The sequence below is a fragment of the Massilia sp. MP_M2 genome (assembly GCF_039123635.1).
Classification (GTDB): domain Bacteria; phylum Pseudomonadota; class Gammaproteobacteria; order Burkholderiales; family Burkholderiaceae_D; genus Telluria.
In genome coordinates this window covers 178,109-201,508 of the sequence record NZ_JBCHJF010000005.1, presented here as the reverse complement: position 1 = coordinate 201,508, position 23,400 = coordinate 178,109, and the positions used below count along the sequence as shown (strand labels likewise).

Annotated in this window: 19 protein-coding genes and 1 pseudogene; 11 read left to right on the top strand and 9 right to left on the bottom strand. The window is 64.6% G+C overall.

Features of this window, described 5'->3' with window-relative positions:
* Positions 1-38 precede the first annotated feature (38 nt).
* On the bottom strand, positions 39-2,798 hold the full coding sequence (locus RCH14_RS13430) for a pitrilysin family protein (protein ID WP_343026597.1): 2,760 nt from the start codon (positions 2,796-2,798) through the stop codon (positions 39-41).
* A gap of 558 nt (positions 2,799-3,356) precedes the next feature.
* On the opposite strand from RCH14_RS13430, the gene RCH14_RS13425 reads away from it, so the two are divergent.
* On the top strand, positions 3,357-3,965 hold the full coding sequence (locus RCH14_RS13425) for a hypothetical protein (protein ID WP_343026596.1): 609 nt from the start codon (positions 3,357-3,359) through the stop codon (positions 3,963-3,965).
* Positions 3,966-4,068: 103 nt separating this feature from the next.
* On the opposite strand, the pseudogene RCH14_RS13420 reads toward RCH14_RS13425, so the two are convergent.
* Positions 4,069-4,830, bottom strand: a pseudogene (locus tag RCH14_RS13420) (PQQ-dependent sugar dehydrogenase).
* 317 nt (positions 4,831-5,147) lie between these two features.
* Here RCH14_RS13420 and RCH14_RS13415 point away from each other — a divergent pair.
* The 4 genes from RCH14_RS13415 (at position 5,148) to RCH14_RS13400 (ending at position 7,235) form a co-directional block, all read left to right on the top strand.
* The gene (locus RCH14_RS13415; protein ID WP_343026595.1) at positions 5,148-5,582 is read left to right on the top strand and encodes a DUF882 domain-containing protein; all 435 of its coding nucleotides are present in this window, start codon (positions 5,148-5,150) and stop codon (positions 5,580-5,582) included.
* A gap of 46 nt (positions 5,583-5,628) precedes the next feature.
* Entirely contained in the window at positions 5,629-6,411 is a 783-nt protein-coding gene (locus RCH14_RS13410) for a hypothetical protein (protein ID WP_343026594.1), read from the top strand.
* Complete coding sequence (locus RCH14_RS13405) at positions 6,408-6,716, top strand: hypothetical protein (protein ID WP_343026593.1); 309 nt, start codon at positions 6,408-6,410, stop codon at positions 6,714-6,716. Before RCH14_RS13410 ends, RCH14_RS13405 begins: the two co-directional genes overlap by 4 nt.
* Positions 6,717-6,791: 75 nt before the next feature.
* Positions 6,792-7,235, top strand: a complete 444-nt coding sequence (locus RCH14_RS13400) for a thioesterase family protein (protein WP_343026592.1) — start codon at positions 6,792-6,794, stop codon at positions 7,233-7,235.
* Positions 7,236-7,291: 56 nt separating this feature from the next.
* Here the strand turns inward: RCH14_RS13400 and RCH14_RS13395 are convergent, their stop codons facing one another.
* Positions 7,292-7,786 (bottom strand): DUF3016 domain-containing protein, encoded by a 495-nt coding sequence (locus RCH14_RS13395; RefSeq protein ID WP_343026591.1) that lies wholly within the window; start codon positions 7,784-7,786, stop codon positions 7,292-7,294.
* 384 nt (positions 7,787-8,170) lie between these two features.
* Between RCH14_RS13395 and RCH14_RS13390 the strand changes: the two genes are divergently transcribed.
* Positions 8,171-9,676, top strand: coding sequence for an HD domain-containing phosphohydrolase (locus RCH14_RS13390; protein ID WP_343026590.1), 1,506 nt, complete (start codon positions 8,171-8,173; stop codon positions 9,674-9,676).
* Positions 9,677-9,727: 51 nt separating this feature from the next.
* Here RCH14_RS13390 and RCH14_RS13385 read toward each other — a convergent pair whose 3' ends face one another.
* The 4 genes from RCH14_RS13385 to RCH14_RS13370 all read right to left on the bottom strand — a co-directional run bounded on the left by RCH14_RS13385 (position 9,728) and on the right by RCH14_RS13370 (position 13,694).
* Complete coding sequence (locus RCH14_RS13385) at positions 9,728-10,672, bottom strand: cation diffusion facilitator family transporter (protein ID WP_343026589.1); 945 nt, start codon at positions 10,670-10,672, stop codon at positions 9,728-9,730.
* 84 nt (positions 10,673-10,756) lie between these two features.
* Entirely contained in the window at positions 10,757-12,724 is a 1,968-nt protein-coding gene (locus RCH14_RS13380) for a GAF domain-containing protein (protein ID WP_343026588.1), read from the bottom strand.
* A 102-nt stretch (positions 12,725-12,826) separates the two neighbouring features.
* A complete protein-coding gene (locus RCH14_RS13375) occupies positions 12,827-13,354 on the bottom strand; it encodes a hypothetical protein (protein ID WP_343026587.1) in 528 nt (175 codons plus the stop codon).
* Positions 13,355-13,466: 112 nt separating this feature from the next.
* Positions 13,467-13,694 (bottom strand): hypothetical protein, encoded by a 228-nt coding sequence (locus RCH14_RS13370; RefSeq protein ID WP_343026586.1) that lies wholly within the window; start codon positions 13,692-13,694, stop codon positions 13,467-13,469.
* A gap of 216 nt (positions 13,695-13,910) precedes the next feature.
* Between RCH14_RS13370 and RCH14_RS13365 the strand changes: the two genes are divergently transcribed.
* Positions 13,911-14,288: a hypothetical protein gene (locus RCH14_RS13365; protein ID WP_343026585.1), complete on the top strand. Its 378-nt coding sequence runs from the start codon at positions 13,911-13,913 to the stop codon at positions 14,286-14,288.
* 4 nt (positions 14,289-14,292) lie between these two features.
* Here the strand turns inward: RCH14_RS13365 and queC are convergent, their stop codons facing one another.
* Positions 14,293-15,000, bottom strand: a complete 708-nt coding sequence (queC, locus tag RCH14_RS13360) for a 7-cyano-7-deazaguanine synthase QueC (protein WP_343026584.1) — start codon at positions 14,998-15,000, stop codon at positions 14,293-14,295.
* Between the two features lie 171 nt (positions 15,001-15,171).
* On the opposite strand from queC, the gene RCH14_RS13355 reads away from it, so the two are divergent.
* Positions 15,172-17,049, top strand: a complete 1,878-nt coding sequence (locus RCH14_RS13355) for an autotransporter assembly complex family protein (RefSeq protein WP_343026583.1) — start codon at positions 15,172-15,174, stop codon at positions 17,047-17,049.
* Positions 17,049-21,512, top strand: coding sequence for a translocation/assembly module TamB domain-containing protein (locus RCH14_RS13350; RefSeq protein ID WP_343026582.1), 4,464 nt, complete (start codon positions 17,049-17,051; stop codon positions 21,510-21,512). Before RCH14_RS13355 ends, RCH14_RS13350 begins: the two co-directional genes overlap by 1 nt.
* A 6-nt stretch (positions 21,513-21,518) precedes the next feature.
* Here RCH14_RS13350 and RCH14_RS13345 read toward each other — a convergent pair whose 3' ends face one another.
* Positions 21,519-22,061, bottom strand: a complete 543-nt coding sequence (locus tag RCH14_RS13345; protein ID WP_343026700.1) for a DUF6622 family protein — start codon at positions 22,059-22,061, stop codon at positions 21,519-21,521.
* 115 nt (positions 22,062-22,176) lie between these two features.
* Here RCH14_RS13345 and RCH14_RS13340 point away from each other — a divergent pair, with 115 nt between their 5' ends.
* Positions 22,177-22,500: a hypothetical protein gene (locus RCH14_RS13340; protein WP_343026581.1), complete on the top strand. Its 324-nt coding sequence runs from the start codon at positions 22,177-22,179 to the stop codon at positions 22,498-22,500.
* A gap of 6 nt (positions 22,501-22,506) precedes the next feature.
* Positions 22,507-23,400 carry a LysR family transcriptional regulator gene (locus RCH14_RS13335; protein ID WP_343026580.1) on the top strand — a complete coding sequence of 298 codons (894 nt, stop codon included), beginning with the start codon at positions 22,507-22,509 and terminating at the stop codon, positions 23,398-23,400.

Genomic DNA, 23,400 nt, shown 5'->3' with positions numbered 1-23,400 from the left:
GCGTGCCGGGTGGGCTTTTTTACGTTCGTACCACCTGACTACAGCGCCTTGCCATCCGCATCGATCCGGCGTACCTCGCCCAGGTTCAGCCCGCGCACGTCCTGCTCGACCTTGCTCATGTCCCCCACCACGACCCACACCAGGCGATCGGTCAGGAAGCTGCGCGCGGCCAGCGCATTGGCCTGCTCGGGCGTGAGCGCCAGCGCCTTCTCGGTGTAGGTGTTGTAGTAGTCGTCCGGCAGGCCGTATTGCACGATCGTCGTGTAGGCGCCGCCCAGCTGGCCGGCCGTCTCGAAGCTGCCCGGCAGGCGCAGCGTGCGGTTGTCCTGCGCGAATTTCAGCTCGGCGCCGGTGATCTGGCGCTCACCCGCCACGCCCCGGTATTCGCGCACCAGTTCCTTGAGCGCGTCGCCGGTCTTGTCGGTTTGTACCGGCGAAATGCTCATGAACGTGCGCTGGCCGACGGCCGGCTGCAACAGGCTGCGCACGCCATACGACCAGTGCTTGTCTTCGCGCAGGTTCATGTTGATGCGCGAGCTGAAGGTGCCGCCGAACACGTCGTTGACGATTTCCAGCGGCAGCGACTCGGGGCTGTTGCGCGGCGGCGCCAGTTGCGCGCCGACGATCACGCTTTGCAGCGCGCCCGGCCGGTCGATCAGGTACACGAGCGGCTTGCTTGGGGCGGACACGGTGGCGATCACTTTCTTCGGCACCTCGCCGCCCTTCCAGCCGCCGAACGCTTTCTCGAGCAGCGGCGTGATCTGGGCCAGCGTCGTGTCGCCCACGACCAGCAGCGTCGCGTTGTTCGGCTTGAACCAGGTCGCGTGGTAATTGGCCAGGTCGGTGCGGGTCATGCGGCCCACGGCATCCTCGGTGCCGTTCGCCGTGCGCGCGTAGACATGGCCGGCGCCGTACATCAGTGCCGGCACGACGCGCAGCGCGATGCCCTGCGGATCGACTTTCTCACGGGCGATCGCGGCCAGGCGGTCTTTCTGCAGGCGCGCGAATTCGTTCTGCGGGAACGCCGGATTGCGCACCAGGTCCGCGTACAGGCCGAGCGCCTGCGGCAGCGTCGCCTTGAGCGCATTCATGCCGGCAAAGGCGCCATCGAGATTGATGCTGGCACCAAACGTCGCACCCAGCCGTTCGAGTTCTTCGCCGATCTCGAGCGACTTGCGCGTGGCCGTGCCTTCTTCGAGCATGCGCAGCGTGAGGCTGGCCACGCCCGGCAAGGCGGCGCTGTCGGCCGCGTAGCCGCTGTCGACCATCATCTGCAGGTTCACGACCGGCGCTTCATGGCGCTCGGCCAGCACCACCTTCAGGCCGTTGGTCAACGTAATGCGCTGCATCGGCGGCAGCTTGAGGGACATCGCCTTACCGGTGACCGGTTCCTTGCTGCGATCAAGCTTGGTGTCCGTCGCCGCCAGGCCGCTCGGGAACGGATCGATCTGCAGCACGTAGTCGCCATCGGCCAGCCAGTCGTTCATCGCCTTTTTCACCGTGGCCGGCGTGGCGTCCTTGATGCGCTGCAGGTAGACCTTGTAGCAGTCCGGATTCCCGGTGAAGGTCTGGCACGAGGCCAGCAAATCACTCTTGCCGCCGAAGCCGCCGACGCGCTCGATCATGCGCGTGTACTGCGCCAGGATCGTGGTCTTGGCCAGGCGCAGTTCGGCGTCCGTCGGGCCGTTCTTCATCAACGCGCGCAATTCGTCGTCGGCGGCCTGTTCCATCTTCTTGACGTCGGCGCCGGGGCGGGCCGTCAGCGTCATGTCGAACTGGCCGCCGATCTCGGACGCATCGTCGCTCGCGGTCGCGCTGGTGGCCAGTTGATCCTTGTAGACCAGGCGCTTGTACAGGCGCGAGGTCTTGCCGCCGCCCAGCACGCGCGCGCCAAGGTCGAGCAGCGCTTCTTCCGGCGTGTGCGCGCCCGGTACGTTCCAGGTGCGGTAGATGCGCGTTTGCGGCACGCGGTCCTGCGCCAGCGTGCGGTGGGTGCCGGTGCGTTTGGCGATCCACGCATCGTGCTTGGCCAGCGGCGGACCCGGCGGAATCGCGCCGTAGTATTGCTCGACCTTCTTGCGCGCTTCTTCCGGCGAGATGTCGCCCGATAGCACCAGCACCGTGTTGTTCGGGCCATAGTTCTGCTTGAACCAGTCCTGCACATCGGTCATCGAGGCCGCATCGAGGTCGGCCATCTTGCCGATCACGGTCCAGGAATACGGGTGGCCGACCGGGTAGGTATTTTCGACCAGCAGCTCGTAGGCGATCCCGTAGGGCTGGTTCTCACCCTGGCGCTTTTCGTTCTGCACAACGCCGCGCTGGATGTCGAGTTTCGTCTTGTCGACCGTGCCCAGCAGGTAACCCATGCGGTCGCTCTCAGCGAACAGCGCGTAGTCGAGCATCGAGGTCGGCACGTTCTGGAAGTAGTTCGTGCGGTCCTGGCTGGTGGTGCCGTTCAGGTCGGTGGCGCCGACCTGCTCCATCGCATTCAGATAGGTCTTCTTGAAGTTGTCGCTGCCGCTGAACATCAGGTGTTCGAACAGGTGGGCAAAGCCGGTCTTGCCCGGTTTCTCGTTCTTCGAGCCCACGTGGTACCAGGTATTCACGGCCACCACCGGCGTCTTGCGGTCTTCGTGCACCAGCACGGTCAAGCCGTTCTTGAGCGTGAATTTGGTGTACTTGATGTCCGGGATCGGGATATCGGGCGTGCTGGCGGGCGCAGCCTGCACGGAAGGTAAGCCCAGCGTCAGCGCAAGCGCTGCTGCAAGACCAATGGTACGACGGACTGAAACTGCCATGCAGTTGTCTCCTGGAGGGTCAGTGGTTAGACGCGCGAATCAGTACCAGCATGAACTACCATGCGGACCAACCATTCTAGGCAGGTTTCAGTTTGACAACAAACAAAATAGCGTATGCATGTCTATGCTGCCAAAGCAAGCTTGAGAGTCGTGCGGCAGAGCCGATATATGGTGGGGTATCGGCGAGCCAGAAGGCGTATAGTAAGGACGAAAATGTATAATCTTCTGTTACATACTGAAGTTCAGTTGCCGTGAATTTAACGATCAGGAGGACACCATGGCGAAAATAGCGTTCTCTCGTAGTGATGTGGCGGCTATAACCGGTCGAATGTCCACTCGATCTTCAGACGCAGCGTTAAATGCCCCTGACGCCGCCTCGTCTCACAGGAACGGAAACCACCCTTCCGCGTCCTCTGCCTTGGCACGTTTCCCGTCGTCGCCTGTGGCGGCGAAAGTCATGCGGGAAATTGGCGTCTCCAACACGAAAATAACCGAAGCCTACAGCGTGGCTCTTTCACGGACAACGGTCTCGAAAAAGCCACGCTAGGGCTGACGACTGTGGCGTACAACACCATTTATGAGAAGTTGACCGCTGATCCAAATGATATGGTCGGTGCTCTGGCTTACATCATCTACAAAAAGCAGAAGGTCGAATTTTACAAAGGGCATGCCGGTGGTGTTCCAAACCAGTCAGAACTGGATGCCTTCCACGCCATTGCGCTACTTCCTACGTCGATCGATAGCTATCGTTCACAAGCAGAGGCGCTGACGCAGGCATTTCTCGCTGTTGCTCTGGATGATTTAGTTGATCGTACCGAAAATGAGACACGTCAATCAGTCTTGTTCAAAGAATTGGGAAACGTGAGCACGGCCTTGCAAGGACAGCTCGGCAATATCATCGGGAACCTCGATGCCAAGCGTACCTGGGTAGGGTGGGCGCGTGACATCAGCGGAAACATTGTCGTCAATCTGCTCACAATCGTGATCATTGGCGCTATCGTGATTGGCAGTAATGTCATGAACGAGCTTCAACAACTGGCAGAAGCAAAGGTCGGCGCAAGCAAGCCAATGAATTCTTCCACAACACCGGCTGCGCCAGCCATCCAGGCAAAGCCAGCCCCCCAATCTCCTGGCGCAGCCCAGCAGCCGGACAAGGATGCCGGCTGACCGGCATCGCGTCATTTCGTTTTCCGTCCTTGATAAGGTTTTAGTCCGGTCTGCTGCATCAAGCGATGGCAATCATCGCTCGGGCCGCAAGCGGACCAGAGGCTTACCTCGGCACGATGCGCAGCAATGTGCCCTTGGCTTCATCGATCAGCACGTGCATCTGGCTATCGGGCCCCTGGCGCACGCCGCGCACGCGCTGGCCAAGCGGAATCAGCTCTTGCGCCGTGACCTTGCCGGCGGCGTCGAGCCCCACGCGGCGCACGTCCTTGCCGGCCAGGCTGCCGCTGAACAGGCTGCCCTGCCACTGCAGGAACGCCTTGCCGGTGTAGAAGGCCAGGCCCGATGGCGCTGGCGACGGGGTCCAGACGACGGTCGGCTGCACCGTGCCCGGCACGACCTTCTTGCCGATCGGCTCTTTAGTAGATTAATCCAGCGTGTAACTTTGCAGCGGCCAGCCGTAGTTGTTGCCGGCTTCGATCAGGTTGATCTCGCCGCCGCCGCGCGAGCCGTGTTCGTTGGCCCAGACGCGGCCGGTTTTCGGATCGAGCGCCAGTCCCTGCACGTTGCGGTGGCCGTGGCTGTGGATTTCGGCCAGGCGGTTCGGCTGCGCTTGGGCCGCACCGGTGCCGACCGGCTTGCCCGCGTCGGTCAGGTGCAGGATCTTGAACTGGTGCGTGGCCAGGTTCTGCGCCTGGTCGCGCGCGAGCATATTTCCCACGCGCTGCGGCGTGTTGCCGCCGTCGCCAATGCTCATCAACAGCGTGGTATCGGGCAGGAACAGAATGCGCGAGCCGAAGTGCTGGCCGCCGTTCTTGCCTTGCGTGACCGAGAACAGCGTTTTGATGCCGGTGACGCGCTTGCCAATTGGGCCAGTGCGACGGCCAGCGCTGCGTCCAACACCCGTTTTTTGATCATGAACTTTGCGTCAATACTCAGCATACAAAAGTCTCGCAAAAACAGTTAAATACTTGACATCGTGGCTAAAATATCGCGATTTTCTGCACATTGTCAGCAGGATCGCGGCAATTGGCGTATCATCGATTGCTCACTGAACCAGCGCAAGGACTCCCTTCAATGATTCAACGACGTATCATCCTCAAAAGCGGTCTCCTCCTCGCAGCATCCTCCCTCAGCCTTCCCACTCTTGCCAAAAATTCATCGATTGCCACCGGCGATTGCTGTTTGCGTTTCTATAACACGCACACGGGTGAAAAGCTGACGAGCACGTTCTGGGCGCAGGGTGAATTCATCCCCGATGCGCTGGGCGACATCAACAAGGTGCTGCGCGACCACCGCACCAACAAGATTGCAGACATCGATCCCGAACTGCTGCTGCTGCTTGGCCAGCTCAATGGCAAGCTTGGCAACAGCAAGGAATTGCACATCATTTCGGGCTACCGCGCGCCGGAATCGAATGCGTTCCTGCGCGGCCATGGCAGCGGCGGCGTTGCCAAGCGCAGCCTGCACATGGACGGCAAGGCCATCGACATCCGCCTGCCGGGCACCGATCTGCGCAATCTGCAAAAAGCGGCCATGTCGCTCCAGGGCGGCGGAGTGGGCTATTACGCCAGCTCGCAGTTCGTCCACATGGATACCGGCCGCGTGCGGTATTGGTAAGCCGTTGATGCGGCCGTCCATCGTCCGTGGCGTTGCCGGACTGGCCATGAGCGGCCTGCTCATGGCTGCGGCCGCAAGCCTGCCGGCGCAGGCCGCCGGCCAGAGCACCGTCACCGTGAAGTCCACCCGCGACCCGGTCGACAAGTCGTATCGCAAAATGATCCGCGGCATGGAACGCTTCGAGCGCGAACGCGCCTTCGCGCCAAGTGCGACCCTGCGCTTCCAGTTGCTGCCGCGCCTGCCGAACGTCGACATGCGCGGCATCACGCTGCGTGTGGCAGGCGATACCGTATCGGTCCCGGTTCCGGTCGATGACAATCATTTCTTTGTCCTGCCACGCAACGGGCAAGCCTTGCAGGAAGACGCAGCCGTGCTCGCCAATCGCAAGACGGCCAGCATGACCTGGCGCGCGCGCATCGAAACGCCGGGCGTCCCGGCCGGCATGCGCCGCCTGGGCGACCTGCGTCTGGAATGCCGCGTCGGCAAGGAAGCCGGGCTGGTCTCGAACAGTTCGCCCCTGTTCGGCTGGATCTCGGATGCGCTCGATTCGCCCGAAGGTGTCTGCACGAGCCCGGATGGCAATTACCTGTTCTTTGCCGAGCGCCCGATCTTCGCTGTGACGCTGCGCGCCGGTGAGCGCGTGGAAACGCTGCCGTTTTCGATGCTGTATGCGGGCGGCGAGCAAACGCCTGACATGCTGCCGTTCTGCGATTGCCAGGTGCTGCTCGACCGCACCTATTACGTGCCGTTGTGGGATGCCAGCTGGCCGGACGACACGCTCGTCGAATTCACGTATATGATCGATGCGCCAGCCGGGGGGATGCCATGAGCGCGGCACGCCTGCTCCTGTGCGCCGCGCTGCTGACCGGCTGCGCCACGCAGAATGCCGCGCCGCCCGGCGCGCAAGTCGCGGCCGAGCGGCTGCAACAGACCGTGGTGCCCGGCCAGACCAGCAAGGCGCAATTGCTGGCCGCATTCGGGCCGACGAAAAACGTGCGCTTTGACAGCGGCTTCGAGGCCTGGGTCTACCAGTCACCGACGGGCGACGGCGGGTTTGCCGAGTTCGTCGTGCTGATCGATCCGTCCGGCATCGTCGCAAAAACACGCACACGCGCGCCTGCCCCGGCACGCTGAGCGATCGCCGGCCTGCATGAGCGGGCCATTTCCGATACCGGCCGGGTCGTCCCGTTCGGCCAACCAGGATCACACATGCCCCGCGTACAACTCGACTTTCCCGACGACCAGTTCTACTTTTCGACGCTGCTCACAGTGCGGGCCACCGACATCAATGCGGCGAACCACGTCGGCAATGAATCGATGATCGCGATGGTGTCCGAGGCCAGGTCGCGCTTCCTGTTCGCGTTCGGCGTGCCTGAAACAGGACTCGATGGCAACGGCATCATCGTCACCGACCTGGCCACCATCTACCGCGCCGAAGCATATCGCCGCGACGAACTGCTGTTCGATGTCGGCGTCATGGACTTCAACAAATATGGCGGCGACCTGATCTACCGGATCACGCGCCCGCGCGATGAAAAACTGATTGCGATGGCCAAGACCGGCTTTGTGTTCTACGACTACAAGGCAGGCCGGGTTTGCCCGATGCCTGACGACTTTCGCGCCAGGTTCGACCGTGTCAACCGGATCGATTAGCCGGAAACAAAACGGCGCCCTGAGGGGCGCCGTTTTGTTTCACGCGTGGGAACAGCTCAGCCGCCGCGCTTCTTGCCGATGATCGTCTCATCGAACCACTCATCGATCATGCGCTTTTCGGCGCGCAGGCTGTCGCTGTCGCTGAAGCGACCGATGCGCTGCATGTAGTTCATGTCCGCCAGGCGTGCATCGCCGCCCTTGAGCACCTGCCCGTTTTGCGTCAGCGAATAGCGCAGGTTGATGATCGGCCAGTCGGCCGTGCCTTTCAGGATGCGCAGGTCGCGTCCGCTGTTGAAATTCGGGTATTCGCGGCCGGCCAGGTCGATGTCGGTGACCTCGATTGCCAAGTCCTGCCCTGCAGGCAGCTTCTCGCCCAGCTTGGTGAAATAGGTGCTCAGTTCTTCCAGCACCTGCTTGCGCTCCCATGGCGCAAATGGCAGGTCGGCGAATTTGTCGGACTCGATATAGGTGACGGTCACGCCGGCCGAAGCGGCGCCAGCGGCCAGTGCGAACAGGCCAGCCAGGGCGGTTTTTATCAGGGTCGATGTCATTGCTGGAGCTCCTTCTCGATGCATGGTGTACCCGGTGTTCACCCGCCAATATACGCCGCTTCGCACTCTCCTGCTCGTCTCGAAACGTTGGAACTTGTATCCAAATGTTAGGCCCTGAGAAGGCCAGGCCCGCCACCTTGGACCGGCGCAGCTTCTACTGCGAACATTGTCAGAAACGCTCTACCTGACTGTAATTGTTACGCCGCAGCAACATGGTGACCGACGCATCGGACGGATGTGACACCCGCCGTCACAATTTTAATATTGCTTATTGTTAAGGGTCATGGGTCGTACTACAATTGGCTTGACTCTGGGCTATTTTTGCTGTGAAAAAATAGTCTGCTCGCATAACCCTGGCCTACCCCCCACGAATCGGAATCGTCCATGTCCTTCTTGTCGTCCGCTGCGCCCAAGCTCGCACCCTGGAAAGTATTGCTCGTGGACGACGAACCCGACATCCACGACATCACCAAGCTGACACTGACGCGCTTTCGCCTCGACGGGCGCGCTCTTGCGTTCGTGCATGCGTACAGTGGCGCCGAGGCCAAGGAAGTGCTGGCGCGCGAGAAGGACATCGCGCTCGTGTTCCTGGACGTGGTGATGGAGCGGGAAGACAGCGGCCTCGAGGTGGCGCGCTGGATGCGCCAGGACCTGGACAACCAGTTCACCCGCATCGTGCTGCGCACCGGCCAGCCGGGCCAGGCGCCGGAAGAACGCGTGATTGTCGATTACGACATCAACGATTACAAAGAGAAAACCGAGCTCGATCGCACCAAGCTGTTTACGACCACGTTTGCCGCGCTGCGCGCCTACCGCGACATCATGAAGGTCGAGGAATCGCGCCGCGTCCAGCAAACCTACCGCGAAGGCCTGGAACGCGTGATCGCGGCATCGGCCCATATCTTCCAGCAACGCAACCTGAAGGACTTCGCCAACGGCCTCTTGCTGCAGGTCGTGGCCCTGCTGCGCCTGGAACAGAGCATGCTGCTGCGCCTGAAGGCAGCCAGCGTGATCACCGGCCAGAGCCAGTACGAGGTGCTGGCCCAGATCGGCGACATGGAGGGCGACGAGATCGGCCCGGAACTGGTGGCGCAGCTGGACGACGCGCGCCATAACCGCATCTCGCGCCTGCACGGTGACACCTATGTCGGCTACTTCCCGAACAACAGCGGCAAGGCGTCGCTCCTGGTGCTCAAGGGCGTGGACGAGATTTCGGACATCGACGCGCAAATGCTCGAAGTGTTCTGCTCGGGCGTGGCCATCGCATTCGACAACATCCTGCTGAACCAGGAAATCACCGATACCCAGGCCGAACTGATCCTGCGCCTGGGCGACGTCGTCGAATCGCGCTCGCACGAAGCGGGCAACCACGTGCGCCGCATGTCCCAGGTCTGCCACATGCTGGCCGAGGCCTCAGGCATGCCAGCCGATGAGACGGCGGTGCTGATGCACGCCGCGCCAATGCACGACATTGGCAAGATCGCCACGCCCGATGCGGTGCTGCTCAAGCCGGGCAAGCTGACCGATGCCGAGTGGGCCATCATGAAGCAGCACCCGACCGTGGGGCTGCAGATCCTGGACGGCTCGCAGCGTCCCATTCTGAAGGCGGCGGCGGTGATCGCGCACCAGCACCATGAAAAATTCGATGGCACCGGCTATCCACAGGGGCTGCGCGGGCAGGACATCCACCCGTACGCGCGCATCGTGGCGGTGGCCGACGTGTTCGACGCCCTGAGCCACGCGCGCTGCTACAAGGAAGCGTGGCCGGCCGCGAAGGTGACCGAGCATCTGCGCGAGGTGGCCGGGCACCACCTCGATCCCGTGTATGTCGATCTGTTGATCAGCAATATGGACAAGGCGCTCGCGATCAACGCGCAGTGGCCTGACTGAGTGGCCCGACTGAGTGGCCCGACTGAGCGGCGCTCCCGATGCGCCTCTTGATCACTTGAACGCAGCGCGCAGCGCCGACGCATCGAAGTAGATTTGACGAATCACCGGATGCTCGGCGGCCACCGCAGCCTCGATCCGGCCGATGGCTGCCTCCACCTTGTCGATCGACAGCCCCCGGCGAAACTGGACCGACGCGGCCAGCAGCACCTCTTCTGGCCCCAGCTGCATCGTGCGCAGGCTTGCCACGCTGTCCAGCGCCGGCTCGCGCAGGAACAGCGTTTTCAATGCGGCCAGTTCGTCCTGGTCGATCGCTTCCCCGACCAGCAGGGCGCCGGTCTCGCGCGCCAGCATGAAGGCGGCGCCGATCAAGAGCAGGCCGATCAGGATCGAGGCGATCGGGTCGATGTACGGATTATTCAAATAGTGGCCCAGCGCAATGCCGGCTGCGGCGATCGCAAGGCCCAACAGCGCGGCGGAGTCTTCGATGAAGATCGTGAAGACGGACGCATCCTTGCTCGCACGGACGGCTTGCCACAGCGTCGTGCCGGGTTTGCGCGACGTGTTCAGTTCCTTGCGCGACAGGTTCCAGCTATACCCTTCGAACAGGGCCGCGACGCCAAGGACGACGTAGCTCCACATCGGGTCTTCCAGTGGCGGCGGGTTCTGCAACGCGTCGATACCATGGTAGATCGACAATCCGCCGCCCAGCGAAAACACCGACAGCGCGACGATCAGCGCCCAGAAATACAGTGACTTGCCGTAGCCGAACGGATGCTTGCGGTCGGGCGCGCGGGCGCTGCGGCGTTCGCCCAGCAGCAACAGGAATTCATTGCCGGTGTCCACGGCCGAGTGGATGCCCTCGGCCACCATTGCCGCGCTGCCGGTGATGCCGGCCACGATGAACTTGGCCACCGCGATGCCCAGGTTGGCGACAATTGCCGCGTAGATGACTTTTTGCGAGCCCTGGCGTGGCGCGTCTTGCTTGTTGTCGTTCATGGACTCTCCAAATGGGGAGCCCAGCGTAGAGAACCTGTAGCAAGGCATCTGTACGGCGACGCACCCGCCCGCTCGATCAGGGCACTAGGCCACCAGTTTTTCCTTGCGCTGTGAACGGGGGAACCGCAAGTGGTACGTCAGCCCCTGCCCCGGCGCACTCGTGGCCCGCACCATCCCGCCCAGCGCGCCGGTCACCAGGTTGTACAGAATGTGTGCGCCCAGGCCACTGCCGCCGGTCCCGCGCCGCGTGGTAAAGAACGGATCGAACAGCTTGTCGAGCGTGACTGCATCCATCCCTGCCCCATCGTCGGCATACTCCATGACCACCCAGCCGTCGCCATCCAGCGCGGCGCGCAGCGAGATGTTGCCGGGCTGCTCGTGCTCGAAGCCGTGCACCAGCGAATTCATGACCATATTGGTGAGGATTTGCGACACAGCACCGGGGAAGCTGTCGAGCATCAGGTCGAGCGGACAATCGACCGCGACCTTCACCGGACGGCCCTTGAGCTTCGGGTGCAGCGACATCAAGACCTCGTTCAGGTAAGGCCCCAGATTGAAGCTGCGCATATCGTCGGACGACTGGTCCACCGCCACCTGCTTGAAGCTGCGCACCAGGTTGGCAGCGCGCTGCGTGTTGGTGGTCATGATGCGTAGCGACTGGTCGACGATGTCGAAGAAGCTCGCCAGGCTCTCTTCGGTCATCTCACCGGCCGCCAGTTCTTCGCGCGTGAGTTTCAGTTCCTGCACCAGGTGGCTCGTGGCCGTCACGCAAATGCCCAGCGGCGTGTTGATCTCGTGCGCCACGCCAGCCACCAGGCGACCGAGCGAGGCCAGTTTTTCCTGCCGCACCAGTTCGGACTGCGCCTCTTGCAGCGCATGCAGCGCGTCGTTCAGCGCCGCGTTCTGCTGCTCGAGGGCTTCCTTGGTCTTGCGAATCCTGCGGTCGGCCTGCATCCGTGCAATCGCCACGGCCACGTGGCTGGCCATGAACGCCAGCAGGTCGAGGTCGGCCTTGCTGTAGACGATCGCCGCGTCATAGCTCTGCACCACGATCACGCCGTACGGCTGGTCGTTGACCAGCATCGGCGCGCCCATCCAGCTGGCGATATCCGTGCTGCCCAGCGGCTCGGTCACGGTGCCGGCGGCGACGAGCGCCCTGAAGCTGGCCACGTCATGCAGCTGCGCCTGTTTGGTCGACAGGATGTGCGAACACATCGCCTTGCCGAACGGGAAGCGCAGCAGCGGCGGCGCGTTGTCTTTCTGGTCGACGAAGTACGGGATGCTGATCTCTTGCGTACGCTCGTGGTACAGCCCGATCAGGAAGTTGTCGGCCACCATCAGCTCGCCGATGATGCGGTGCAGGCTGGCGCTGAGCTGGTCGGTGTCGAGCGCCTGCGCCGACAGGTCGGCGATCTCGTACAGCGCGTGCTGGATCTTTTCGGCGCGGCGACGCTCGGCCACCTCGTGCGCCAGCGCGGCCGTGCGCGCCGACACCGCGCGTTCCAGCCGGTCCATGCTTTGCAGGCCCTGCAGCGCATTCGAGACGTGGTTGGCGATCAGCCCGAACAGCGCAATGTCTTCGTCGCTATAGGTCTGGTCGGCAGAGTAGCTCTGGATGACGATCGCGCCCAGCGCATGGTGGTTCTGGTCAAGCAGCGGACAGGCGACGAAATGCTCCGGCGTGCTGCCATCGCCCCAGCGCCCGGCCGCCTTGCGGTGGCGCTCGTTGAAATCAGCCGCCGTCAGCACCAGCCTCTGGCGGTTGAGCAGCACCCAGGCCGTCGGCGACTGCTCGGGCGAAGCGAGCCGGATGCGCTCGAGCGGATCGCGCGCACCATCGGCTTCGTCGACAAAATAGGGAAAGCGCACGGTGCCGTCTTCATGGTCGGCCAGCGCCACATAGAAGTTGGCCGCGTACATGATGCGGCTCAGCGCGCCGTGCACGGCCCGGATGAATGCGGTGATGTCGCTGCAGCTGGTCGAGAGTTGCCCGATATCGAGCAACATCGACTGCACCGCTTCCAGCCGGTCGAGCCGGTCAAGACGTTCCATGCTTCCCCCGTGTGTTCGCAGAATGCATTCAAAGATGCGAAGGGGAAATAGTAGCAGCTTGGGGCCGGGCGCAGCAGCTTGCCGCGCCCCGTCTGTGGCTTTTTAGCGTGGTGCGCGGAAGTCGTTCTCGACCCAGGCCTGTGCCGAGCTCGGCGTGAGCTTGAAGGTGGGTGCCACGCGCACGCGCGCAACCTGCTCGCCCATCTCGTCGGTGGCGGCCAGCATCGCGTACGGGTCGTCGTCGTCCGGGACGATATCGAGCGTGACCTTCAGTTCGCCCTGTTCGGTGAAGATGTACAGGTTCTTGTGCAGGATCGCGTGCATGTGCTGCTCGTGGCGGCGGATGACTTCGGACGCCGTCTTGATCAGCGTGTTGAAGGCATTGGTGTCGAGCGGCTTTGGATTCTTTTTGTCGCGGCCCATCGTCCAGGGACCGACGAGCGCCGGTTCAGGCTCGCCATCCTTGTACATCGCCACGGCCCAGCCTTCATCGTCGTCGTTCTTGATGACGCGCGCGGTCCAGCCATTGCCCTGCCACAGCCGGGGTTGCTGCACGGGGCCGGTGTCCTCGTTGCTGTCGTCGCTGTCGTCGCTGTCGTCGCTGTCGGGGTCCAGCATCTGGTCGTTCATGGGTCGGTGTCCTCGGCGCTCGCGCGCCCAAAACCACGATCATAGAGGAAACCGGCCCCATGAAAAAGGCCGCACGACGCTGCTGCCGGCGATTGGCTGAAATAGTCCGTAACTAGGCCGGACAATCGTCGACGATGCGGGGACAACGCCACGACGGCCCGGGTGGCGGCACGATCGGCGGGCCAACGGGAATCGGGCGCGGATCGCCGTTGGGCACTGGCGTGTGGCGGTTGAATGGCGTGATGATGATGGGCGGGATGGCCGGTGGCGCCGACGGCGGGTCCTTCGGTCCGCCAGATGCATGGACCAGGTCGTGCAAAGCGTTGGGCACAGCGTACATGGGGTCCCCCTGAAACAGAGCAGGCTGTCAGTATAGGAAACGCTGCCGTGATTACAAGGACGGAATTCGCGGCGCTTTTCATTGACCCGGCCTATGTACATTTCATCCCGTAAAACATGCAGCCTGTCGCACGCGGGTGGCCGCATGCGCGCGCCGCGCATACAGTTCGAGCATGCAAGACCAGAAAGCTCAACCCAACCATTCGCGAGGACTGTCATGAAAAAATACGCCCCCTACGTCATCCTGTTCCTGTTTGCCGCCATGCTGTGGAATCTGTTCGAATGGAGCGGCGACATGACGGTCAATCTCGATGGCGACCAGATCGACGGCCCGCTGGACTTCCTGCTGGCCACGCTGTTCACGGGCGGCGGCATGCTGCTGGCCGTGTTCATCTCGCTGATCACGGTGGCGGTGCTGGCGGTGGTGTTTGCCGGGGTCGGCGTGATCCTGATCGGCTCGCTGGCGATCGGCGCCCTGGTGCTGGCGCTGGCGATGTCGCCGCTGCTGCTGCCGCTGGTGATTGTCGTGGCGCTCGTGTGGTACGCGATGCGCCGGCCGCGCCCGGTCACGCTGGACAAGGCCGCGGCAGTGTAAAAGCCTAGCGCGCCACGTACTGCGCGTAACCCCGCGCACGCAGGGCGCACGCCGGACACGTGCCACAACCGTGACCCCAGGCATGCGCCTCGCCCCGCTCACCCAGGTAGCAGGTGTGCGTATCGAAGCGGATCAGATCGACCAGCGCTTCGCCACCCTCCTGCTGCGCCAGTGCCCAGGTCTGGGCCTTGTCGATCCACATCAGCGGCGTCTCGACCTTCAGCCTGGTGGCCATGCCCAGGTTCAGCGCCACCTGCAGCGCCTTCATCGTGTCGTCGCGGCAGTCGGGATAGCCCGAAAAATCCGTCTCGCACATCCCGCCCACCAGTACGTTCAGTCCGCGCCGGTAGGCCACCGTCGCCGCCACCGTCATGAACATCAGATTGCGGCCTGGCACGAACGTATTTGGCAAGCCGTTCTCCTGCATCTCGATGGCGACATTGCTGGTTAATGCCGTGTCGGAAATTTTCGCGATCAGCGACAGATCGATCATGTGATCGTCGCCCAGGCGCGTATCCCAGTCGGGATTGAGCGCGCGCAGCTTGTCCAGCACGCCGGGGCGCACGGCCAGTTCGATCGCATGGCGCTGGCCATAATCGAAGCCGATCGTCTCGACCCGCGCATAGCGCTGCAGCGCCCAGGCCAGGCAGGTCGTGGAGTCTTGGCCGCCGCTGAACAGGACGAGCGCGGTGTCGGTAGAGAGGATGGTCATGGTGATCGAGGAAGGTAAAAAGCGGAGGTCAACCGCGAATTCTGGCACAGATCGGCGGCGACGTGGCCGATAAACTGCGCTTGTCCAGACGCGCGCGCGCAACATTTCACGTCCGCCATCGACTTTGCCAATCAGTTAAGATGCGAACGAGTCACCCAATGGAGCGTCACGTTGTCACGATCGAATTCCCACCTGCGCAAGGGTCCCCGCCAGCGCACACTTCCTCCGCTGTTGCAACGCTCCCTGCTGGGTGTCGGCGCATTCGTGTTTGCCACCACTGTGTATGCGCAAAGTACGACGGGCGTCGATTACACGGTGCGCATCGACGCGCCGGGTGCGCTCGAGACGCTGCTTGAAGAAAATCTCGACCTGATGCGCTGGCGCGGCAACGCGCGCGTCGACATCGACCAGCTGCAGCGCCTCGTGAAAGAAGCGCCGGCGCAAGCCACCAGCCTGATCGCCACCGAAGGCTACTACTCACCGAAAGTGTCAGTTGGCCTCGATACCAGCGGTGCACGTCCGGTCGCGCGCGTGATCGTCGACCCGGGCGAGCCGGTGCTGGTGGGCGACATCGACCTGGTATTGCAGGGCTTTGCCGCCTTTGAAGAAGGCGGCGCCCCGTTCGACGCCGGCGCCCTGCGCAACCGCTGGACGCTGCCGGTGGGCAGCCAGTTCCGCCAGTCCGACTGGGAAGGCGCCAAGAAAGGCCTGGTGCGCGACATTGCACAGAGCCGCTTCCCGCGCGCGCGCCTGGTCGAAACCAGCGCGACCGTCGATCCGGATTCACGCCGCGCGCTGCTGCGCGTGGTGATCGATTCGGGCCCCGAGATGCGTTTCGGCCAGTTGCGCATCCGCGGCCTGAAGCGTTACCCGGCCGAAGTCATTACCAACCTCAACAAGATCAACCCGGGTGACCAGTACAGCGAGGCCGCGCTGCAGGCGCTGCAATCGCGCGTGCAGGACACCGGTTACTTCGCCAGCGTCGAAGTGAGCGCCGACATGCGCGCCGTGCTCAATGCCGAAATCGCCGACATCAAGGAAGAGGCCGACAGCGACGCCAATCCGGCCACGCCGGAACCGGCGACCGGCCCGACCACGCTGCCCGTGATCGTGCGCGTTACCGAAAACAAGCAGAAGAACGTCGAAGCCGGTGTGGGCTTTTCGACCGACACGGGCGGCCGCGCGCAGCTCAGTTACGACGACCTGAACGTGTTCGGCAAGCGCTTCAAGAGCGACCTGATCTACGAACAGAAGCGCCAGACCGCCAAGGGCGAACTGTTCTGGCCAACCACGGCCAAGGGCTACAACGACAGCATCAGCGCCGGTGTCGAACGCGAAGACCTGCGCGGCGAACTGACCACGCTGGCCAGCGTCGCCGCGCGCCGCGCCTGGGGCTCGCCGCTGCTGGAGCAAAGCGTCACGCTCGAAGCGCTGACCGAAGAACGCGAAGTCGAGGGCCTCGAACCCACCCGCACCAAGAGCCTGCCGCTGACCTACAGCATCACCAAGCGCAAGCTCGACAGCCTGATCCTGCCAACCAACGGCTATGTGGTCAACGCGCAGCTCGGCGGCGCTGTGCTGCCGATCCTGACGGACGAAAAATTCCTGCGCATGTACCTGCGCGGCATTTACTACAAGCCGCTGGGCCCGGCCGGCACGCTGATCCTGCGCGGCGAAACCGGCGCCGTGGCCTCGAAAGAGAAGCTCGGCGTGCCGAGCACCTTCCTGTTCCGCGCCGGCGGCGACCAGTCGGTGCGCGGCTATGGCTACCAGGAGCTGGGCGTGCAGGAAAACGGCGCGACCGTGGGCGGACGCTACCTGGCCACCGCCAGCGCCGAGTACCAGTACTGGTTCAAGCCGCCCTGGGGCGTGGCCGTGTTCTATGACGTTGGCAATGCCGCCGACAAGTTCGGCGACCTCAATCCCAAGTCGGGCTACGGCGTGGGCGCGCGCTGGCGCAGCCCGGTCGGTCCGATCAATGTCGACCTGGCCTACGGCCACGCGGTGCGCAAGGCGCGCCTGCACTTCTCACTCGGATTCACGTTCTGATGGATACACCTGACAATAACGCTGCAAACCACCAGGCACCGACGCCTGATCAAAGCCAGACCAACCCACGCCGCTGGCCACGCCGCGTCGCAATCGGCCTTGTCGCCACCGGCGTCATCGTCGGCGGCACGCTCTGGTACCTGGGCCGCGAAACCACGCTGCAGATGATCGCCCAGCGCGTTGCCAGCGCCACCGGCGGCAAGCTCACGCTCACGGGCGTGAGCGGTACCTTGTACGGCAGGATGCACATCGAGCGCCTGATCTGGCGCACCGACGAACAGATCGTCACCGCCAACAAGATCGACATCGACTGGTCCCCGGGCCAGGTGCTTTCGGGCGGGATCCTGATCGACCAGCTGTGGGCGGCCAGCGTGCGCATGCAGACGCTGAAGGAAACCGACGAGCCGTCCGTGCTGCCAACGAGCCTGGCCCCGCCATTCCGGATCGAGGTCGACGACGCCCGCCTGGCCAATATGACGATGGTCAACATCGGCGGCGCCGAGACGCGCATCGACAATATCCGCGTGCGCGCCAAGGGCGACAAGCGCAGCTGGGTCGTGCAGAACGCGACGGCCGCCACGCCGTGGGGCCAGGTCGCCGCCAATGCCACCGTCGGGTCGGCCCGTCCTTTCAAGATCGACGCGGTGGGCAGCCTGACGCAATCGCAGGCCAGCGCCGGCGCGCGCGCCGCACAATTGAAAATCAAGGTTGGCGGCGACATCCAGAACGCCACGCAGATCGACGCCACCGGCAGCGCCGGGCGCGCCATCGGCGACGCCCATTTCACGCTCGCGCCCTACGCCGAGATCCCGCTGCGCGCGCTGCGCATCAATGGCCGCAACGTCGATCCGGGCTTCTTCAACCCTGCCCTGCCGACGGCCGACCTGACCTTCGCGGTGGTCGGCAAGCTCGATGAACAACGCAATATCAGCGGCAGCGTCGACATCACGAATACGGGGCCGGAAGGCACGATCGACCAGCAACGTCTGCCACTGCGCGCCGCGCGCGGCCAATTAGGTGGGAATCTTTCTGCGCTGAACGTCTCGAACGTGCTGCTCGACTTCGGCGCGGCCGGCAAATTCACCGGCACCGGCGGCGTGCAACGCACCAAAGACGAAGAAGGCATCGGCACCGCGCGCTTCGCGCTGCACACCGACCGCTTCAACCTGCGCGAGGTGCATTCGGCCATGAAGCCGACGGCGATCAAGGGCGATATCGCGGTCACCAACGAAGCGACGCGCCAGACGTTAGAGGCGAACCTGATCGACGCAGGCCTACGCTTGAGCGCGCTGGTCACGCTGGAAAACAATGTGGCCACGCTGCGTGAAGCGACGCTGCGCGCAGGGCGGGGCAGCGTCACGGCCAGCGGCAGCATGAACCTCGAAGGCGACCAGGCGTTCAAGGCCACGGCCAGCGCAAGCCGCTTCGACCCGTCCGAATTCGGCGACCTGCCGGCGGCCGACATCAACGCCACGGTCAATGCTGCCGGCGTTCTCACGCCCGCGTGGAAGGTCGACGCCGACTTCGCCGTGCGCCAGAGCCGCCTGATGAACCAGCCGCTCAGCGGCAAGGGCAAACTCACGGCTGACGCCAAGCGCTTTGCCGGCATCGACGCCAACCTGGCGCTGGGCCAGAACACGGTCGACCTGAAAGGCGCTTTTGGCGGTGCGGGCGACCGCCTGCAATGGCGCCTGGACGGCCGCCAGCTCGCCGCCGTGCGCGCCGATCTGTATGGCGCGGTCAATGCCAACGGCGTCGTCACCGGCACCATGGCGGCGCCGCGCACGACGTTCGACGTCAACGCGCGCAACCTGGGCTGGGTCGACGCCCAGCGCAAGAACAACAGCGGCGTCGTGCGCGCCCAGGGCGAAGCCTGGCTGGGCGGCCCCGAGGATGCGCGCGTGGTCGAAGTCAAGGCCACCGGTGCGACCGAACGCTTCAACCCGGCCGCCTTCGGTTCGCCGCTCGCCGGCAATATCAACTCGACCTTTACTGGCAGCGGCCGCGCCGGCGCCGACTGGCGCGGCGCGCTCGACCTCAAGGTGATCGACTCGACGCTGGCCAACTCGCCGTTCTGGGGCCATGCGCGCCTGGCGGCCGACCGCCGTCACGTGTCCGACGCCAACGTCGACCTGCACGTGGGGCCGAACGTCATCGCCGCCACCGGCAGTTTTGGTGCCGCGCGCGATGCGCTCAACTGGCGCATCGATGCGCCGCAACTGGCCGCGTTCGGTCCCGAATACGGCGGCGTGCTGCGCGGCTCGGGCGTCCTGTCCGGCACTGCCGACACGCCATCGCTCACCGCGACCATCGCGGGCCAGAACCTGCGCGCCATGGGCACGCACACGGTGCGCTCGCTCAAAGCCAGCGCCAACCTCGGTTCCGGTCGCGGCGCGAGCGATGCTCTGGTGACCGATGTCGAGGTACTCGACTACGTCAACGGCGACACGCGCGTGGCGTCCGTGCGCCTGAAAACCGACGGCACGCGCGGCGCGCACACGCTGCGCCTGTCGGCGCTGGGCGATGCGTTTGACGCCAATGCCGAACTGCGTGGCGCCTTCTCGAAGGACACCTGGAGCGGCACGCTGGCTGCGCTGCAAAACCGTGGCCGCTATGCGATGAACCTGCAAAAGCCGGTGCCGCTGACGGTCAGCGGCGCGCCGGGCGGCGGTCTTGCCGGTCTGGCCAGCCCGGAGCGCATCGCCTTCAACGGCGCCGTGATCGCCCTGCCGAACGGCAGCATCACGGTCGACGCATTGACCAAGGACGGCCCGCGCTGGGCCAGCCGCGGCCATGCCGACAATGTGCCGCTGACGTACCTGGCACAATTCTCGCCCGCGCTGGCCGACAACGCGCGCGGCGACCTGACGCTGGGCGCGGCCTGGTCGGTCGACATGCGCGCGCCGCAAGCACAAGGCGCCGCGCCTTCGCTGGCAGGCAATGTGCGCGTGTTCCGCGAAAAGGGCGACGCCATCGTCGGTGGCGACACGCCCGTGGCGCTTGGCCTGCGCCAGTTGGAGGCGCGCGCCGAAGTGGTCGGCAGCAGCCTGCGCGTAAATCTGGACCTGGACGGCGCCCGCACCGGCGTGGCCAGGATCGATGCCAACGCGCAGATGATCAACGGTCGCCTGGAGAGCGCCAGCCCGCTGCGCATGACGGCCAATGCCAATATCCCGTCGATCGCCTGGCTCGCGGCGCTGGCCGGTCAGCCGGGCCTGGAACTCGACGGCGCGCTGCGCGTGGCGATGACCGGTGGCGGCACCATCGGCAAACCCAGCCTGAACGGCAATCTCGATGGCGACAAGCTGGGCGTGCGCTGGGCCGAACAGGGCGTGAACCTGCGTAATGGCGAACTGCGCGCGCTGCTTGGCGGCGACCAGCTGCGCATCGAGAAGCTGGCGTTCCAGGGTCGCCAGGGCGGCGCTGCCGCCAGCGGCTTCGTGCGCTTTGCCGACGGCGCGCCGACGATGGACATTCGCCTGAACCTGGACAAGCTCGAGGCCCTGGCACGCCCGGACCGCACCGTGATCGTCAGCGGCCAGGCGTCGCTCGTGCGCGACGCCAGCCGCTTCGCACTCGAAGGCAAATTCCGCGCCGACCGCGCCCTGATCGAATTCGCGCCGCAAGGCACGCCGACAATCTCGGACGACGTCATCGTGCTGGGTCGCGGCACCACCAAACCGACGCCGAAGACAGGCGAGAAGGAAGTGCCGCTGACGGTGGATCTCGCAGCCGACCTGGGCGACGACTTCCACATCCGCGCGATGGGGATCGACGCCTACCTGGCCGGCACCGCCCGCGTGCGCATGACCGGCGGCGGCCCGCCGCGCATCAACGGCACGATCCGCGCGCTGAACGGCACCTACGCCGCGTATGGCCAGAACCTGTCGATCGAACGCGCCGTGATGACCTTCAGCGGCCCGTACGACAACCCGTCGCTCGATATCCTCGCAGTACGCAAGCGCCCCGACGGCGAGCAGCTGTCCGAGACCAACGTCGAAGCGGGCGTGCAGGTGCGCGGCACGGCGCAATCGCCGACGGCGCGCCTGGTGTCGACGCCGAACGTGTCCGACAGCGACAAGCTGTCGTGGCTCGTGCTGGGCCAGGGCATGGAGGCGGCCAGCGGCGACCAGAAAGGCGTGCTGACAGCCGCTGCCAGCGCCCTGCTGGGCGGCAGCGGCGGCACCGGTGGCATCCAGTCCAAGATCGCCAACTCGCTGGGTGTGGACGAACTGGGCCTGAAACAGGGCGCCGGCGGCGGCAGCGGTTCGGGACTGGAAAGCACCGTGGTCACGGTCGGCAAGCGCATCTCGCAGCGCGCCTACCTGAGCTTCGAACAAGGCACCAGCACCGCATCGAGCCTGGTGCGCCTGCGCTACAAGCTCACGCCACGCATCTCGCTGCAGTTCCAGACCGGGACCAATAGCGCGCTCGATATTCTCTATTCGTGGGCGTTTGACTGATCTGGCCTAGACAGCAGCGGGCAAGCCTGCCCGCTGCTGTCCCACGGCGCTCGCCATGCGCGCCAGGCGGCCCAGCAGCAAGCCGTTGAACACGCCGAACACCAGGCAGATCGTCGCGGCCACCGACATCTGGTGCGCCAGGTGTGGCTGGATCACCAGCACGACCGACGTGATGTACTTGGTCAGAAAGATGGCCAGCATCAGGATCAAGGGCATACTGCTACCACGCACCAGCACCCGGTCCGGCGCCGTGCCGGCCGCGATGCGCGTGCGGCCAAACGACCAGGCCAGCAGCATCGCCGCCGCGCAACCGGCGCCCCAGGCAGCCAGCAACACCATTCCCAGGTCGAACTTCAGCGCCATATCGTTCAGCGACAATCCCAGCATCACCAGCGGCAGGATCAGCATCCGGCGCAGCGTCAGTTCGCGATCGCGCATCTCGGCGACGCCGCGCCAGAGCAGAAAGGCGAGAATGGCCCAAACGTACAGGGGCGTGTGGGTCAGGATCTGGATCAGCATGGCGGGCTCCGTGGCAGCTAGAAGGTGCATGCATTGTGCGGGCGCGCCGGGCGCCGCGGCATCCGGCGCGACGAAGCGGCGCCCGGACGGCGCGAACCGCCTGCCGCGCGGCGCGGACTTTGCGCTGGCCGGGTAGAATCTGCCCATGGCAAGCAAACATCCCATCTTCCCCGGTCCCCGCACCGCACGCGGCGCGGTGCTCGCCGTGCTGTTGTCGAACGCCGACCAGACCGGCAGCGAACCATTGCGCGGGCGCGTGACGCTGGCCGCAATCGTGCGCGCGCTGAAACGCAAATACCACTGGCCGATCGACACCACCAGCTTCCCTTCCAACGATATCGACGGGCGCGCCACCTGGGCCACCGTCTACAGCCTGCCGCAGGGCGTCATCGATACGGCGCTGGCTGGCAAGGGCAGCGACTGGCTGCGCAGCACGCGCAGCGGCGCCGGCGAGGCCGATCAGGATTGAGCCTGCATGGCCCGCGACAACATCAACGACATCCTCGTCTTCATCGCCGTTGCCCGCGAGCGCAGCTTCACGCGCGCTGCCGCCAAGCTGGGCATGAGTCAATCGGCGCTCAGCCACATCGTGCGGGGGCTCGAGGAGCGCCTGGGCGTGCGCCTGCTCACGCGCACGACGCGCAGCGTCTCGCCCACCGAAGCGGGCGAGCGCCTGCTGCAGAATGTAGGCCCGCGTCTCGAAGAAATCGATGCCGAGATCACGGCCATCAGCGACCTGGGCGACAAGCCGTCCGGCACCGTGCGCATCACCGCCATTGACCATGTGATCGACACGGTACTCTGGCCGCGCATCGCGCCGCTGTTGCCGCAGTATCCCGAGCTGCACATCGAAATCAGCTCGGACTACCGCCTGGTGGACATCGCGGCCGAGCGCTTCGACATCGGCGTGCGCCATGGCGACCAGGTGGAAAAAGACATGATCGCGGTGCGCCTGACGGCCGACGTGCCGATGCGGATCGTTGGCGCGCCCGCCTACTTCGCGCGCCAGCCGGCGCCGGCCTCGCTGCAGGATCTCATGACGCACAACTGCATCAACCTGCGGCTGGCCAGCAGCGGCGGGCTGTATGCGTGGGAGTTACTGCATGATGGCCAGCCGATCGAGGCGCGCGTGCGCGGCCAGGCCGTGTTTACCAACGTCCATCACATGCTGGCTGCGGCGCTCGACGGCGTGGGCGTGACCTTCCTGCCCGACAGCCTGGTCGCGCCCCATGTGCAGGGCGGCCGCCTGGTCAGCGTGATGCAAGAGTGGTGTCCCAGCTTTCCCGGCCTGCACGCCTATTACCCGAGCCGGCGCCATTCGTCGCGTGCACTGGGCCTCGTGATCGACGCGCTGCGCTATACCGGATGA